This is a genomic window from Aquimarina litoralis, assembly GCF_019295435.1.
Classification (GTDB): Bacteria; Bacteroidota; Bacteroidia; order Flavobacteriales; family Flavobacteriaceae; genus Aquimarina; species Aquimarina litoralis_A.
Map to the genome: position 1 here is coordinate 40,203 of NZ_WEKL01000013.1, position 18,647 is coordinate 58,849.

4 protein-coding genes and 1 pseudogene are annotated in these 18,647 nt (G+C 30.4%); 4 read left to right on the forward strand and 1 reads right to left on the reverse strand.

What is annotated here, in order from left to right:
* Nucleotides 1-213 precede the first annotated feature (213 nt).
* Nucleotides 214-1,899, reverse strand: coding sequence for a helix-turn-helix domain-containing protein (locus GBO31_RS09165; protein ID WP_219008037.1), 1,686 nt, complete (start codon nucleotides 1,897-1,899; stop codon nucleotides 214-216).
* A 795-nt stretch (nucleotides 1,900-2,694) separates the two neighbouring features.
* Between GBO31_RS09165 and GBO31_RS09170 the strand changes: the two genes are divergently transcribed.
* The 4 genes and pseudogenes from GBO31_RS09170 to GBO31_RS09180 all read left to right on the forward strand — a co-directional run bounded on the left by GBO31_RS09170 (nucleotide 2,695) and on the right by GBO31_RS09180 (nucleotide 18,647).
* On the forward strand, nucleotides 2,695-3,222 hold the full coding sequence (locus GBO31_RS09170) for a UpxY family transcription antiterminator (RefSeq protein WP_219008038.1): 528 nt from the start codon (nucleotides 2,695-2,697) through the stop codon (nucleotides 3,220-3,222).
* An 837-nt stretch (nucleotides 3,223-4,059) separates the two neighbouring features.
* A pseudogene (locus GBO31_RS27390) lies at nucleotides 4,060-5,484 on the forward strand (amino acid adenylation domain-containing protein); the annotation flags it as partial.
* A gap of 102 nt (nucleotides 5,485-5,586) precedes the next feature.
* On the forward strand, nucleotides 5,587-12,060 hold the full coding sequence (locus tag GBO31_RS09175; protein ID WP_429725727.1) for an amino acid adenylation domain-containing protein: 6,474 nt from the start codon (nucleotides 5,587-5,589) through the stop codon (nucleotides 12,058-12,060).
* A gap of 167 nt (nucleotides 12,061-12,227) precedes the next feature.
* The gene (locus GBO31_RS09180; protein WP_343211297.1) at nucleotides 12,228-18,647 is read left to right on the forward strand and encodes an amino acid adenylation domain-containing protein; all 6,420 of its coding nucleotides are present in this window, start codon (nucleotides 12,228-12,230) and stop codon (nucleotides 18,645-18,647) included.

Sequence of the window (18,647 nt, forward strand, 5' to 3'; positions counted from 1 at the left end):
ATGAGAAGCCGTGGTAAAGGTTGTTCCGTATTAAAGGCAAATTCTTTGGTAATTACCTTTGTAGTATAGGATTTTAATTTAGAATTCTCAGTTAGTCTTGCTAACATATAATCGATTTTCAGATCAATATTATATCGAGAAAAGGAAGGCTTTTTCCTGGCACGTGTTTTTTAGCTAAATTTTAAGCCCATATGCTTAAATTCATGAATTTCATCACTTATTTTCGGCTATTTTGTTCTTTAAATTCTTTAAAAAATAAGAAGGGTAGATCCCAGTGTTTTTATGGAAAGCGGTGGTAAAAGACTGTGCCGTATTAAAGCCAAATTCTTTGGCAATGGCCTTTATCGTATAAGATCTTAATTTAGAGTCCTCGGTTAGTCTTGTTACTGCATAATCGATCCTGAGATTATTAATATATTGAGAAAAAGAGGTTTTTTTCTTAGCATTTATTATTTTAGATAAATAACCATTATTAGTATTTAATTCTTTGGCAAGTAAACTTAAGGTGTATTGTTTTGTTACAAATTGATTACTTCTTTCAAATTTGTCAAGCTTACTTAAAATAGTATCGACTACTTCAGATGGTACATCAATATCTTCTCTTTGACTTTTTACTTTAGGATGCGTACTATCTTTCTTTACTGCATTTTCATTCCGGCTTTCTAATAAGATTTTAAACCGTTTTTTGTTAATTAAATTTCTTCTACCTACATAAATAATAATCGCTGACAAAATCAAAACGAACAGCACTAAAAACCAATTGATCAGTTTTTCTGTTTTTTTCTCTGTTTCAAGTTTTGTTATCAGTTTTTCTTTTTCCGAAATTAATTTTGGAGTATCATATTGTTCTGCTATCTGTTTACTTAGATTCGTAGGTCTAGTTTTAAGAATACTATCTACGGATAATAATTTCTTTATGATTTCTAATTGTTTTTCAGCATTGTCTTCATATTTTTTGAATAATGCTTCATAGGCATCCCGTGCTTGAAGAATTACTTGAGGACTTTTTTTATAGGTAGAATCAACTTTATTAAGATAATATAAAGACTTTGTTTTATCATTAATCGAATCATAAATACTGCTAATATGCATGTAATTCATAGCAAGTGAAATTTTTTTGTCTTCTATTAATGAAGTCCCTTTAATCATACTGTCTAGGGCGGTTTTATATTCTTTTTGTATCAATTTAGCATTCCCATACGATAACAAAAAAAGTGGATACAAATATTTATCTTCAGTATTCGAGCTTACTTGTATCCCTTTCTTGCTATAGAATTGAGCAGAATCTGCTTTTTTATTAAGTATATAAGCATTAGAAATTGCGAATAAAGATTTTAAATACTGTTTTTTATGTTTTTCTTGATGCTCTAGTTTTTTAAAAAAAGACATATTTTCCTTAAAAATATTAAAAGCCTCATTGTTTTCATGAATTTTACTTTTAAGTAATCCTATGTAATGTCTTATAATTAACTGTTTGAATTCATCTTTTTGCTCACTATAATATTCATTCGCTTTTAGATAATTTTTTAATGCTTCGTTATATTCAACTACATAATAAAGCTGTATTCCTTTTTGTAAATAACCTTTAGCCAGATAAGCTTTGTCTTCAAGGTTTTGTGACACTTGGATGATACTATCAGCATATTTAACGGCATCCTCAGAATGACTAAATATTTCAGAAAGCGTGTAATAAGCCTCTGCAAGCTCAGCAACATTATTATTTTGTTTGACCAAATTTAGGTATTGATTCGCCAGTGATTTTTTGCGAAATTCATTGCTTTCACTCTTTATTTTATTGGAGTATAAGATTGATAATGAATCTTGTTTTTGTGTTTGATTTGCGCATAAAATATTAACAAAAAATAATAGTAGTATTAAAAAAGAAAAATCATTTCGCATACATTCAATTTCGATATAAAATTTTAGGGTTTAAAGGTAAAAATAGAATGGTTATTGAGAATTAAAGAAAAGTTAAATTCGTGTTTTTATCCATTTTTTAGCCTATATACTTATTACAAAAGTAATTAAAGTTTTTATGAGTGTCTTTTTTTGTAAAGTTTTGATATACAGGTTTTTTTAGGTCAAAAAAATGAATTGAAATTCATGAATTTCAAGCTTATATTCATGAATTTCAGTTGTATCTATTTTCATATTCCACATAATATATAGACTTTTGAATTATTAACGATTTATTAATGATTTTAAAAAGGAATCATTTCAAATGTTTCTTGAAATTTGTTGAACAACTAGGTTGATTTATGTTTTTACATTAACAATATAAATTAACTCTTATGATCGGAAAATAAATTGTTTTATTTGAAATTATAAAATTTTAGAATAGGTTATCCTATTCATGAAATAATTTTTGGAAGTATTTTTTTGAATAGAAAAGTTATATAATCCAAAGATTATAATATAACAAATTTTGATATAAAATAGCTCAACTTTAAAAGGATACAGCATTACAAATTCTGTTGAAAGTTAAGTTGTGAAGAAGACATAGTTTTTCGAAATAATCCCATATTTTGGAAAGGTCACGCATATGTTACTTTTAAAAATTTCTGGAAATAGAGATTTTGGGAGTGCAGGAGGCGAAGCCATATCAAAACCTCATTTTAATATACATTTTTAAAGTTTTACATTCTTATTAACACAGGAGTGTACGTAAATATCTCACATATAAATCATTAACTCATGTCAAAAACTTTTAAAACCGGTTGGTATGTCCTGTATGTTAAATCATGTCAGGAGAAAAAAGTTCACGATCTCTTGCAAGAAGATCAATTAGAATCTTTTTTACCTGTAGTGAAAACTATTAGAAAATGGAGTGATAGAAAAAAGATTGTTTTTAAACCTCTTTTTACTTCTTATGTTTTTGTAAAGATTAATTCACCAATGGATTTTCATAAAGCACTTTCTGTAAATGGTGCTTGTGCATATATTAGATTTGGTAGTGAATACGCAATTGTAAAAGATCAGGAAATTTTAAACATTAAATTATTTTTAGGATCTAACGAACTTTCTGATATCGAAACTTCCAATAGGTCATTTAAAATAGGTGAAATAAAGAAAATTAACTACGGATCATTAAGTGGATTAGAGTGTGAAATCTTAAAAGTTAATAACACTAATAAACTTATCGTAAGGATAGACTCATTACAGCAAAGTATTATAGCTACAGTTCCTTCTTGCCATATCGTAGATATTCATGAGGTAGCTTAACAGTAATCAAGCTATCTAAACTACAAACTTGCATACATAAATTAAATTCCTAAAAACATCAAGTATACGTCATCTAAGTAAATCATACAGGTGATGTAAACTTAGTAAAACAATATGTCCGATTGAATTCACGATCGATAGGATAATAGTTCAATTCTTGGAGCGTACTAAATAATTAGAATGGATATGATTCAGAAAAAGATTACAACAAAATATTGGGTTAATAAACTGGAAGGTTTTTCTTCTGACAATTTAAATACTTCGATGGAGTTAACTTCTTCTGAAGATAATATTTTAATAAAATCAGAGGATTTGTCCTATTTTTATAAGTTAACCTCGGATAATCATATTGCCGAATTTACGATTCTTCTGACTATTTTTAATACGCTTTTACAACGCTATTTTGGAGAGTGTTATATGGTTTTCTCAGACGATTTGATTCCTAATGAAGATATTTCATTATTATATCGTTTTTCTCCGATAAACAATAAAATATTTAAACAGTTCCTTCAAGAAGTCAAGGAAGAAGTTCAGGATGTATACAAGCATAAAGATTATGATTTGGATACATTTGAAGGAAAAGAATTTGGAAAATATACGCCATATGGATTTTCTTATAACAGTGTTAAAAATAGTTCTTCTTCATTTTCATTAAACATAACTAAGCAAGAAAATAAGGACATTAAAATATCTGTCCTTTTTTCAGAAAATTTTGTAAAGAAGGAACTAGCAAATCATTTCTTAAATAGATTTAGTGTTTGGATTCAAGAATTAGAAGGAAATATAGAAAAGGAGGTTTCTCAAATTGCAATCATATCAGACGAAGAAAAAGAAAAAATGATATCGGTAGGAGATACTACAGGTAAAGTGGATTCTTTATCTGATACTATCATTTCATTATTTCAATCTCAAGTTATCAATACTCCTAATAATGTTGCTCTTTTGTTTGAAGGTAAGGAATTTACTTATGAAGAGATTAATGATCAATCTAATCAGTTAGCTCATTATTTGATAGAAGAAGCAGGTATTTCTTCTGGTGATTTTGTTGGGGTAAAATTAGTAAGGACTGAGAAATTACTAATTTCACTCTTAGCTGTACTTAAAACAGGTGCTACTTATGTACCGATTGATGTAACTTATCCTGAAGAGAGAATCGCTTACATAGAAAGTGATAGTAATTGTAAATTGGTCATCGACCAACAACAAATAAGTCAGTTTGAGAAAGATCAACTTAAATATTCAAAAGAGAATATACAAACTGATACTAAATCAAGTGACTTAGCTTATATCATTTATACTTCGGGAACTACAGGAAACCCTAAAGGTGTAATGATTACACATCAAAATGCAGTTGCTTTGATAAATTGGGCAAAAGATGAATTTAAAAACACTGATTTTGAAGTGGTATATGCCGCTACATCACATTGTTTCGATCTTTCTGTATTTGAATTCTTTTATACGTTATCTGTAGGGAAGAAAATAAAACTATTGGATAATGCATTAGAAATAGGTGAACATTTAGAAAACGATAGCAAGGTATTATTAAATACAGTCCCTTCAAGTATCAGAAATGTATTGGAAGAAGCTTATGACCTATCAAATGTAAGCGCTGTAAACTTAGCAGGAGAACCTTTTCCTGTAGATATCGCTCAAAAACTTTTAACTACAAAAGCGGAGATTAGAAACCTTTATGGTCCATCAGAAGATACTACTTATAGCACATGCTATAAATTATCAAATACAGAAGTATATAAATCGATTCCTATAGGAAAACCTATTACCAATACTCAAGCGTATATTCTGGATGAACATTTACAGTTATTACCATCTGGTGCGATTGGAAAATTATATGTTTCTGGAATTGGAGTAGCAAAAGGGTATTTAAATCGTCCAGAATTAACGGATGAAAAGTTTATAGATAATCCCTATTGTCCTGGAGAACGGATTTATGATACTGGAGATCTAGCAAGATGGCTTCCAGATGGGAATATTGAATTTTTAGGAAGAAAAGATCATCAGGTAAAATTAAGAGGATATCGTATTGAATTAGGAGAAATAGAAAATTCGATATCAGAGTTTTCCGAAGATGTTTTGCAAGCTGTTGTAGCTGTTAAAAAAGTTAAGGAAAAAGAAATTTTAGTTGGTTATTATGTAGAGAATAATGTTATTGATAAATCTGAATTAAGGGATTTTTTAGGTAGTCGATTGCCATCTTACATGATTCCGACTTATTTTATTACAATAGAATCTGTTCCTCTTACTCCTAATGGAAAAGTAAATAAGAAATCACTTTCAGAAATTACTACGGTAGATATCGTTAAAAAGGATTATGTAGCACCTAGAGATAAAACAGAGCAAGATTTAGTGAATATATGGGAAGAGGTGTTAGGGATAAAAAACATAGGTGTTAAGGACAACTTTTTTGAATTGGGAGGTCATAGCCTTATGATTTCACAAATCATAAATAAAGCTTATAAGGTTATGGGTGCCAATATTCCTTTTAAGTCTTTTTACACAAATCCAACAATTGAAGATATAAGGAAAACATTAAAAGATGATACGTTTACCTCTATAGCAATAGCGCCTATTTCGGATTCATATCCAATTACATCATCACAACATCGCTTATGGTTGTTAAGTCAAATAGAAGAGAGTACACAAGCATATCAAATTAAAGGCGCTGTATACTTAGAAGGAAATGTAGATATCGAAAAATTTAAAGAGGCATTTTATTATGTAGTTAATCGTCATGAAATACTACGTACATATTTTGAGAATAATGAAGAAGGTATCCTAAGACAGTACATATTATCAAAAGCAGATTTTGATTTTGAATTGGTAGTAAAAGATTTTTCTAGATCAGATGTACCTTATGAAAAAGTTGAGAATTATATAAAAGAACAGAAAGGTAAAGGATATGATTTGTCTAAAGCTCCTTTATTTGATGGCTCATTGTTAAAAGTAAATGATGAATGCTTTGTATTTTCATTATCAATGCATCATATTATTAGTGATGGTTGGTCGTTAGAGATTTTAACTTCAGAGATTGTAGAAAGCTATAAACAGCTACAGTCGAAAAATTCTTTGGAGCTACCTGATTTACCAATACAGTTTAAAGATTATGCAGTTTGGTTGGAAGAAACAAATACCGAGAATGTATTAAAGGAATCAAAAGAATATTGGCTAAATGTTTTTCATGGAGAATTACCAGTACTAGACTTACCTACTTATAAAAATCGACCGCTTATAAAAACATATACAGGTAAAGAGCTGAACTATCATTTTTCAAAAGAAACTTTGTCTAATCTAAAGGTATTTTCACAGAAACATCATGTTACCTTATTTATGACTTTGATGTCTGGAATTAAGGCCTTGCTTTCAAGGTATAGTAATCAGAAGGATATTATAATAGGTACACCAATCGCTGGAAGAGAACATCCTGATCTTGAATCGCAAATTGGTCTGTATTTAAATACATTGGCAATAAGAACTCAATTAAATAAAGAGGATAGTTTTTTCGATGTACTTCAAAAAGAAAAACAACAATTATTAGGAGCGTACTCACATCAAAAATATCCTTTCGACAAACTAGTGGAAGAACTTGGAGTAACAAGAGATACTTCCAGATCACCATTATTTGATGTAATGGTCATATTACAAAACCAAAAACAACTATCGGAATTCCAAAATAGAGAAGAAATTCAGGAATTAGTAGTAAGTCCATTTAATATAACCCGTGAAACTTCTCAATTTGATCTTTCTTTTGCATTTATAGAAAAAGAGGATTTGTCACTTCATATAACATATAATACAGATATTTATGAAGAGTCATTTGTTACAGAAATCTTTTCTCATTTAGAAAATTTATTTGCACAAGTATTAGTTTCTGATCATGTTAGGCTAGAAGATATAGATGTACAAACAAAATTAGAAAAGCATAAAATATTAATAGATTTTAACGATACTAAAGTAACTTATCCAAAGGATAAAACAATTGTAGATCTATTTAATGATCAAGTAAGAAAAACACCTAATCAAGTAGCTTTAATTTTTGAAGAAAAAGAGGTTACCTATGAGGAACTTGATAAGGTATCAAGTCAATTGGCCAATTATCTAATGGCTAATTACAAAATAGATATTGAGGACTTGGTAGCAGTAAAATTAGATAGAAGCGAATGGCTTATAATTTCATTGCTTGCTGTATTAAAAACAGGAGGAGCTTATGTACCAATTGATCCTACTAGTGATGCTTCTGAACGTTCGGCATTTATCGAAAATGATAGTAATTGCAAAGCTGTAATTAATAATGAATTACTAGATGATTTTAGATCTCAACAACATAATTATGACGTTAGATTACCTAAGGTAGCTTTGAAACCAGAAAATCTTATGTATGTAATTTACACCTCAGGTTCAACAGGTAGACCAAAAGGAGTAATGGTTGAGCACAAGAGTTTGGTGAATTATATTACGAATCAATCTTTAGAATTTGACTTTAATAGTACAGAACGTGTTTTATTATTTTCTAATCCAGCATTTGATGCATCCATAGAACAATTGTTTTTAACCTTATTGAATGGGGCATCATTAATCATCATCTCAAAGGAGCATATCATTGATCCTTCAATGTTTGTAAAAGCCTTAAAAGAATACGATATAACACATTTTCATTCCACTCCAACTTATTTACAACATTTAAATGATCTTAAATCTTGTGAAAAGATAAGAAGAATAGTCTCTGGTGGCGAGGCATGCTCAAAAGATCTAATTATGAAAATGAGTAGTGTTTCAGATTTTTATAACAAGTATGGACCTACAGAAACAACAATTAGTTCTACACTTTGTAAGATCAATAAAAATCAATTTAAAGGAAACATCGTATCTATTGGAAGTCCAATAGCAAATACTCAAATATATATATTATCAGAAGGCTTTGGATTGTTACCTGTTGGAGTAGTAGGAGAAATATGTATTTCAGGAGAAGGACTATCAAGAGGATATTTAAATCAGCCAGAGTTGACATCTACAAAATTTGTGGAAAACCCTTATGTATCAGGGAAAAAAATATATAAAACGGGTGATTTAGGTCGTTGGTTGCCAGATGGTACAATAGAATTCATCGGAAGAAAAGATGATCAGGTTAAAATTAGAGGGTATCGTATAGAATTAGGAGAAATTGAGAATGTTATGTTATCTCAAAATTTTATAAATCAGTGTTCTGTTGTAACGCAGAAAGTTGAAGGTGATGAGGTAATTGTAGCTTATTTGGTAGCCGAAAAACCCTTAGATAAAAAAGATGTACGTTTATCCCTAAGCAAAGAGCTACCTGATTATATGTTACCGAGTTATTATGTGGAGATAGATGCTATTCCATTGACACCAAACGGTAAAGTAGATAAAAAAGCATTACCTCAAGTAGGGAATGAGGACATAGCGCTACGAGAATATGTAGCTCCAACTACTGATTTACAAATAAAGTTGGTTTCGATCTGGGAAAGTGTCTTAGGTGTAGAAGGTATTGGTATCACTGATAATTTCTTTGAACTAGGAGGACATAGCTTAAAAATTACGCTACTGGTTAATAAAATCAAACAACATTTAGATTTAGACTTATCAGTAAGAGACATGTTTCTAAACCCTACTATTAAAGGTGTAGTTTCCAAATTAGAAACGAGTATTTATAGTAATATTCCAAAAGCATCACAGAAAGAAAGTTATAGTTTAACATCTTCCCAAAGACGGATATGGGTAATGAGTCAATTTGAGGAAGGAAATGTAGCATACAACATACCTGTAGCATTTACACTAAATGGTAGACTTGATCTTGGTAAATTATCTCAAGCTTTTACTAAAATAGTTGATAGACATGAAGTACTTCGTACCATTTTCAAGGAAAGTGATCAAGAAGAGGTAAGACAGCATATTTTGGAAGCCAACTCCATGAATATTGCATTAGAGTTTGTGGATATAAGTTCAGAATCAAATTCTTCTGTACGATTAGAAGATTTAGTTATTTCAAATCAAAACTATGTTTTTGATCTATGTAATGGTCCGTTATTCAAGGGAATGGTTATTAAGTTAACTCCAGAGAATCATGTGTTGTTATTAAATATGCATCATATTATTGGAGATGGTTGGTCGATGGAGATATTAAGCAAAGAATTTATAACGGTCTACAACAGCTTAGTTACCAATCAAGAAGTAGATCTTTGCGAATTATCTATACAATATAAAGACTATGCTGAATGGCAAACAAGTAAAGAACAACTCCAGCAATTAGATAAAGAAAAAGAATATTGGCATAAGAAATTATCGGGTAATTTACCTGTACTAGAGCTTCCAGTAAATAAAATGAGGCCGAAAATGAAAACTTATAATGGAGATTCATTTTCTTATAGTTTTTCTCAAAATTTAAGTACATCTATACAATTGTTTAGTAAAAAACATGGAGCAAGTTTATTTATGACTTTGATGTCAGGAATTAACGGCTTGTTATCCCGATATACTAATACAGATGACATTATTATAGGTACACCAGTAGCTGGACGAAATCATTTAGATTTAGAACAACAAATAGGACTGTATCTGAATACTTTAGCTATTCGTACACAATTTGATAAGAATGCAAGCTTTGAAGATTTGCTATCAGTTCAAAAATCTACGCTATTAGATGCCTATTCCAATCAAGAATATCCATTTGATACTCTGGTTGATGAATTAGTTACTAATAGAAATACCGGTAGATCAGCACTATTTGATGTTATGGTGGTTTTACAAAATCAGCATAATTTACTAGGTTCTTCAGATATCGAATTAGAAGAATTATCATTAGAACCTTATTTGGAGGTTCACAGGAAAGTAACTCCGTTTGATCTTAGTTTCATTTTTTCCGAACAAGAAGGAAAAATTTCTTTACATCTAGAATATAACACTGATATTTATGATGCTGTCTTTATCGAAAAACTTGTGTATCATTTAGAAAGTTTCTTAGAAAATTCTATTGATGATCCAAGCCAGAGTATTGCAAATATTAATCTCCTGAAAGCTCAAGAAGAGCATCAGTTATTATATGAGTTTAATACTACAGATGTTATATATCCAAAGAATAAGACAGTTGTAGATATATTTATTGATCAAGCGAACAAAACTCCTAATTCAACTGCTATCTTTTTCGAAGGAAAGAAAATAACATATAAAGAATTAGATGAATTGTCAAATGAATTAGCAAATTATTTGAAATCGAATTATACTCTTGATATTGAAGATCTTATAAGTGTGAAATTAGAAAGGAGCGAATGGTTGATAATTAGCTTACTAGCAATTTTAAAATTAGGATGCGCTTACGTTCCTATTGATCCAAATTATCCAGAACAACGAATATCGTTTATTGAAAAAGATAGCAATTGTAAGTTGACCATAGACACCGATTTACTTGAATTATTTAAGTCTTCTGAATCTCAATCAAAAGAACTTCCAAAAGCATTAATAACATCAACAAATTTAGCATATGTAATTTATACATCAGGTTCCACAGGGAAGCCTAAAGGAGTTATGATAGAACATGGTAGTTTATTAAATCTATGTTTCTGGCATATAGATGCCTATGACTTGAATATCACAAGTAGAGGAAGTTTATTCGCTGGATCAGGATTTGACGCTTCTGTTTGGGAGATCTATCCATATTTATTATCAGGTGGTTCACTATACCCTATTGAAAGTAAGGAAGTTAGGTATAATGTTAACTTACTTAAAGACTTTTTAGATCAACATGAGATCACGCATTCCTATTTGCCGACAAGGATTTGTGAAGAACTGGTGTTTCAAGGTTTAGAATTGAAACATACGAAAATTTTGACTGGCGGTGAAGCTCTTAAATTGCCTGAAGGAGTTAAAAACTTAAAAATCTACAATAATTACGGACCTTCAGAGAACACTGTTGTTACTACTAGTTTTGATTTGAAGGATCATTTTGGAAATATTATACCTATAGGTCGCCCTATTTCAAATACTAAGATATATATTCTATCCGATTCATTGAGATTACAACCAGTTGGTGTTGTAGGAGAATTATGTGTTTCTGGAGCAGGTTTGTCCAGAGGTTATCTTAATCACAAGGAGATGACATCAGAAAAATTTATAAGTAATCCTTTTATAGCTGGGGAACGATTATACAAGACAGGAGACTTAGCTCGTTGGTTGCCTAATGGTACTATTGAGTATATCGGTAGAAAAGATGATCAGATAAAAATAAGAGGTTATCGAATAGAATTAGGAGAAATTGAAAATGTAATAGCTTCTCAATCTGGAATAGAACAAGCTTTAGTACAAGTAGATGTGCAAAACCGAGATCAAACACTCGCAGCTTATATAGTATCTAAAGAAGGATTTGATAAACAAGCATTACGAGCCTCATTAAGTCAAGAATTACCAGATTATATGATACCTAGTTATTATGTAAGTTTAGATTTTATTCCTTTGACAGCAAATGGAAAAGTAGATAAACATGCATTACCATTAGTTAGAATGGAAGATCTTATTCAACGAGAATATGTAGCTCCTACAAATGAAATAGAAGAACATTTAGTATCTATATGGGAAGATGTTTTAGGAATAGAAAAAATTGGAATTACTGATAACTTTTTTGAATTAGGTGGAAATAGTTTAAAGGCAACAATTCTGGTAAATAGAATAAATAAAACTTTTGAAACAAGGTTCTCGATTCAAGATCTTTACGATACTCAAGAAATAGTAGGAGTATCTACAAAATTAAAATTCATTGTTTTTCAAAATCAATTAAAATCCGATAACATTGACGATTTTGATGAAGTAATAATCTAAAAACATCTACTGGTTTTATTGCTTGACCGGAACTTACTTACATTAATTTATACTGAGATCAAAGTAAGATCAATATTCAAATTATTTGACTTCAAGTCATTGTAATATTTCTATGTTGATATTTGAAATTCAACCTGATATATCAGTATAATCTTAAAAAACATATCGTGATAGAAAATTTAATTCATACGCTGGAGTCGTTAAGTATTGGTGTTAAAATACAAGATGGAGATATAAAAATTAATGCTCCAAAAGGTGTTTTAACTAATGATATTGTGAACGATATCAAGATTCATAAAGAGCAGTTGATTAGCTTACTCTCTTCCTATGTACCTATACCAAGTTCTATTGAAAAGGAGTACTATAATGTCACTTCTCCCCAAAGACGTTTATGGACATTAAGTCAGTTCGATGAAGGTAGTGTGGCTTATAATATATTTGGTGCATTCGAACTTCATGGAATATTAGACCTCGATAAACTAACATTGGCATTCAACCATTTAATACGCAGACATGAAAGTTTACGAACAGTTTTTAAAGAAAATAAAAGTGGAGAGCTAGGACAGTATATAATTCCGATAGAGGAGAACTTTTCTGTATTAAAATTTATTGACCTCAGTAAAAATACTACAGAGGAAATAATAGCAAATCACGTTAAATCATTTCAGAGACACATTTTCAATTTAGAAAACGGGCCACTGTTTATTGGGGAGATTATAAGAGTTTCTCCTGACCGCCATGTATTAGTATTTAATATGCATCATATTATCGGAGATGGATGGTCAATGGCTGTGTTAAAGAAAGAGTTTATGCTTATTTATAACACACTAGTATCAGGGAATAGCCTAGAATTACCAAAGTTGAATATTCAATATAAAGACTATTCTGAATGGCAGAATAGTAAAGTTCAGCAAGATAATTTAAGAAAATCAGAGTCATTTTGGCTGGATAAGTTGGAAGGGGATTTACCAATATTAGAATTACCTTTTCAGAAACCTAGACCTAAACTAAAAACCTATAACGGTTCTAATAGTAATCATTCATTTTCTAAAGCATTTACTTCACAGCTTAATACATATACGCAACAAAATGAGGTGACCACATTTATGGTTTTAATGGCTGCTGTAAATGGTTTGTTTTCAAGATATACAAATACAAGAGATTTTGTATTAGGAACTCCTGTAGCCGGGAGAGAACATCCGGATTTAGAAGAGCAAGTAGGTTTGTATTTGAATACTTTGGCTATTCGAACACAATTCGAAAAATCTACTAGTTTTAAAGAGTTACTGGCAATTCAAAAATCCACTTTATTAGATGCTTATTCACATCAAAACTATCCTTTTGATAAATTGGTTGATGAATTGCAACTGAAGAGAGATATGAGTCGATCGGCTTTGTTTGATGTCATGGTAGTTTTTCAAAATCAACAAGATGTAATCGATTCGGAAGGATTACTTTTTAATGAAGTTGAATTAGTTCCATATCAAAATACAGAGAAGTCATTTAGCAAATTTGATATTACACTTGTTTTTTCCGAACAAGACTCACAGTTAAACTTAGACTTAGAATTCAATACGGATATTTATGAAGCTGTTTTTATAGAAAAAATAGCGCTGCATTTAGAAAATTTCTTACAAGAATGTATTACCAATTCTGATCAAAGTATTACTAAAATTAACTTTTTAAGTGAATTAGAAGAGAAACAAATAGTACATAATTTTAATGACACCTTAACTCCATACCCAAGTAGTAAAACAATTATAGATCTGTTTGTCGAACAAACTATAAATACTCCTGATGCAATTGCAATAACATTTGAAGAAGTAGAGCTAACCTATAAAGAATTAGATGAGTTATCTAATCAATTAGCAAACTATTTATTAAATAATTATGATATTGAAATTGAAGATTTAGTTGGTGTTAAATTAGATCGTAGTGAATGGTTAATAATCACATTGTTAGCTGTTTTAAAAACTGGTGGCGCATATGTTCCTATTGATCCAAATTATCCAGAACAGCGTATCGCATATATCGAAAAGGATAGCAAATGTAAGTTTACTATTGATGAAGATTTATTAGAGTCATTTAGAAATTCTGATACTTCATTGAAATCGCTACCAAAAGTTAAGACCAAAGCGAATCATCTCGCATATGTGATGTATACTTCGGGATCGACAGGAACCCCTAAAGGCGTATTAATTGAGCAACAAAGTATTATTCGCTTAGTAAAATCATCCAACTATTATCAATTTTCACCATCAGATGTATTGTTAACAACAGGGGCATTTTCATTTGATGCTACTACATTCGAGTATTGGGGAACTTTATTAAATGGATCGAAGTTAGTTATCTGTACTAAAGATGTGTTGCTAGATAGTACATTATTGAATAAACAAATTAAAGATACTGCAGTTAACGTGATGTGGTTTACTTCTGGATGGTTCAATCAACTGGTTGATAATGATATAGGAATATTTGAATCGTTAGAAACAGTTTTGGTAGGAGGAGATAAATTATCAGCTGGACATATTAGTACTATTAAGGAGGTTTTTCCAAATCTGGAATTAATTAATGGTTATGGTCCAACGGAGAATACTACATTTTCTTTGACTCACAACATAACTGAAGTAGAAAATGAAATACCTATTGGATCTCCAATAAGTAATAGCACAGTATATATCTTAAATGATGATCTACAAGTACAACCAATTGGTATAGTAGGTGAAATCTGTTTAGGAGGAGATGGTTTAGCAAGAGGATATCTGAATGATCCCGATCTCAGTTCTGCGAGGTTTATAACACATCCTTTTTTGGATAATAGTCGATTATATAGAACAGGTGATTTAGGTCGTTGGTTAGCTGATGGTACCGTAGAGTTTATGGGGCGAAAAGATGATCAAGTAAAGATTAGAGGATATCGTATCGAACTTGGGGAAATAGAAAATGTGATTCTAAGAAAAAAATCGATAGATCAATGTGTAGTTACAGTTGATAAAGTTCAAGGAGAAAATGCAATTGTATCTTATCTGGTTAGCGCAGAAACTATAGATAAAAAAGAATTGAGATCTGAACTAAGCAAAGAACTACCAGATTACATGTTACCTAGCTACTATGTTTTTTTAGACAGAATACCATTGACTCCGAATGGTAAGGTAGATAAGAAAGCTTTATTGGAGATAGGTAAAGAAGACTTGATTCAAAAAGAATATGTGGCACCAAGAAATAAATTAGAAGAGCAGTTAGTGTCGATCTGGCAAGATGTATTAGGAGTAGAAAATATAGGAGTCACAGACAACTTTTTTGAATTAGGAGGACATAGTCTAAAAGTAACTTTGGTATGTAATAAAATAAAGCAAATATTAAGTCTTGAGTTAGGAATAAAGGATATGTTTCTCAATCCTACTATTCATGGGATAGCTCTGAAATTGCAAAAAAATACACAATCGGATATTCCTAAAGCAGAAGAAAAAGAAAATTATCCGTTGACGTTTTCTCAAAAAAGACTCTGGATTTTAAGTCAGTTTGAAGAAGGAAGTATTGCCTATAATATTCCAGGAGCTTATGAATTGGAAGGTGTAGTAGCTATTGATAAACTCAAAAAAGCACTTATCACTATTATAGAAAGACATGAAAGTCTAAGAACAGTTTTTTTAACTGATAATCAAGGAGATGTACGACAGTACATAAAAAGTATTGATGAGATTGATGTAATAATTGATCAAAAAAATTTAAGTAATGTGATCGATCAATCTTCTGCAGTTGCATCGATTATCGAAAATAGTAACAAACATCGTTTTGATCTCAGTGAAGCACCGCTTTTAAAATTACAGTTAGTTACATTATCTCAAGAAAAGCATTTATTACTATTTAATATGCATCATATCATCAGTGATGGATGGTCAATGGAGGTACTTAGTAAAGAATTTGCAGTAATATATGGTAGTTTGTTAAATAATAAGAATATTATTTTACCCACACTACCACTTCAGTATAAGGACTATGCAGAGTGGTTAACAGGAGAATTACAACAGTCTAAATTACAAGAATCCAAAGATTTTTGGTTAGATAAATTTAAAGGTGACTTACCAGTTGTAGAACTTCCAACACATCAGTCTAGACCTAAAATCAAGACATATAAAGGTGACGCATTAACATATACTTTTTCAAAAGATTTTAGTCATCGTTTGCAAGTGTTTTCGGAAAAACGAGGAGCAAGTTTATTTATGACTGTAATGGCAGGTATAAATGGTTTGTTTTCAAGATATACAGGACTGAGTGACATCATAATTGGAACTCCAATAGCTGGAAGAGATCATCCAGATCTAGAAGGACAGATAGGTTTATTTCTAAACACATTAGCCATCCGTACTCAGTTTCAGAAATCATGCACTTTTGATGATCTTTTAGAGATACAAAAAAGCACATTATTAGATGCATATTCACATCAAGATTATCCTTTTGATGATTTGGTAAACACCTTAGATCTACATCGTGATATGAGTCGCTCTGCTCTATTTGATATAATGGTAGTGTTTCAAAACCAAAGAGGATTATTAGAATCGGATGATTCTTCTATAGAAGGACTAACATTTAATGAATACAAGAATAATCATAGAAAAGTAAGTCAATTTGATATTAGTTTTATCTTTTCTGTAAAGGGAGATTGTTTGCATTTATATTTAGAATATAATACCGATTTATATGAGTCTTCATTTATAGAAAAACTATTCAAACATATAGAAGGTTTTTTAGATGGATGTATTACGAAACCTCTACAAAGTATACAAACAATTGATTATTTGACTCAATCAGAGCGAACCCAATTATTAGATGATTTTAATACAACAGAGGTTTCCTTTCCAGAAAATGAAACAATTGTAGATTTATTTTTAGCACAAGTAAAAAAGACACCAAAAGCTACTGCAATTGTACATGAAGAAAAAGAATTTACCTATGAAGAATTAGATGAGCTTTCAAATGAATTATCTCATTTTTTATCGGAAAAATACAACCTTAATTTAGAAGACTTAATAGGTGTTAAACTAAATAGAGATGAATGGTTAATAGTATCATTGTTAGCGATTTTAAAACTTGGTTGTGCTTACGTACCAATAGATCCAAAATATCCAAAACAGAGGATAGCGTATATTGAAAAAGATAGTAGCTGTAAAGTTATTATAGATAATAGTCTATTATCGACTTTTAAAGAAGAAAAGAATACTTCAAAAGAGACTGTTGATTCACAAATTAGCCCGTCTAATGTTGCTTATATAATTTACACATCAGGTTCTACAGGAATACCAAAAGGAGTAATGATAAAGCATAGCAATGCTGTGTCAATGCTCAACTGGAGTAAACTTGAATTTTCATCTACTGATTTTGAAATGTTGTATGCGGTAACTTCTCATTGTTTTGACTTATCGGTTTTCGAAATTTTTTATCCTTTGACTATTGGTAAGAAAATTAGAGTAATAGATAATGGCTTATCAATTACTAAATACCTTTCAAAAGATAAGAAGATACTAATAAACACTGTTCCTTMTGTAGTAGATAGCTTATTAGAATATAATATACCTTTTGATAACATTGTGGGGATTAACATGGCAGGAGAACCCATTCCCATCTCTTTAAGTAATGAATTATTGAAATATGATGTAGAGTTAAGAAATTTATACGGTCCTTCTGAAGATACAACGTATAGTAGCTGTTATCATATCGATAAATTTCATGAACAATCATTACCAATAGGAAAACCTATATCAAACACTCAGTTTTACATCCTGTCAGACGAACTTTTACTACAACCTATTGGAATAGTTGGAGAGATCTGTATTTCAGGTGAAGGCTTATCATCAGGATATTTAAACAAAGTTGAACTCACTAGTGAGAAATTTGTGCCAAATCCATATCAACCTGGAGAATTAATGTATAGAACTGGTGATTTGGGAAAATGGTTAACTGATGGTACAATAGGTTTTATAGGAAGACAAGATGATCAGGTTAAGATTCGTGGACATCGAATAGAACTGGGTGAAATTGAACATGCGTTGACTCAAGAAGAATCGGTAATGAATTCTGTTGTACTGACAAAAGATTACAAGGGAGAAAAAACCATTGTAGCTTATTTAGTAGGAAACAATTTGGATCAACATAAATTACGAGAATCTCTTTTGGAACAGCTACCGATTTATATGCTTCCATCTTATTATAAATTTTTGGAAGAGATTCCATTAACCCCCAATGGTAAAATTGATAAAAAAGCTTTATTAGAAATAGAAGATTTAGAATCTAGTAGTCAGGAATATATAGCACCTAGAAATAAGCTGGAAATAGAATTAGTAGAAGAATGGAAAGATCTATTAGGAATAAACCAAGTAGGTATTAGAGATAACTTTTTTGAGTTAGGAGGACATAGTTTAACAGTTAATACACTTCTAAATCGTATAAACGTCCATTACAAAACAGTAATCAAAATAGAGCAATTCTTTGGTTCACCTACCATAGAGTTTTTGTCATTACATATTGAGAATGCGCAATGGCAAAATGAAGAAGTAAAACAAATCGAGAAGAAAAAAATTATTATATAA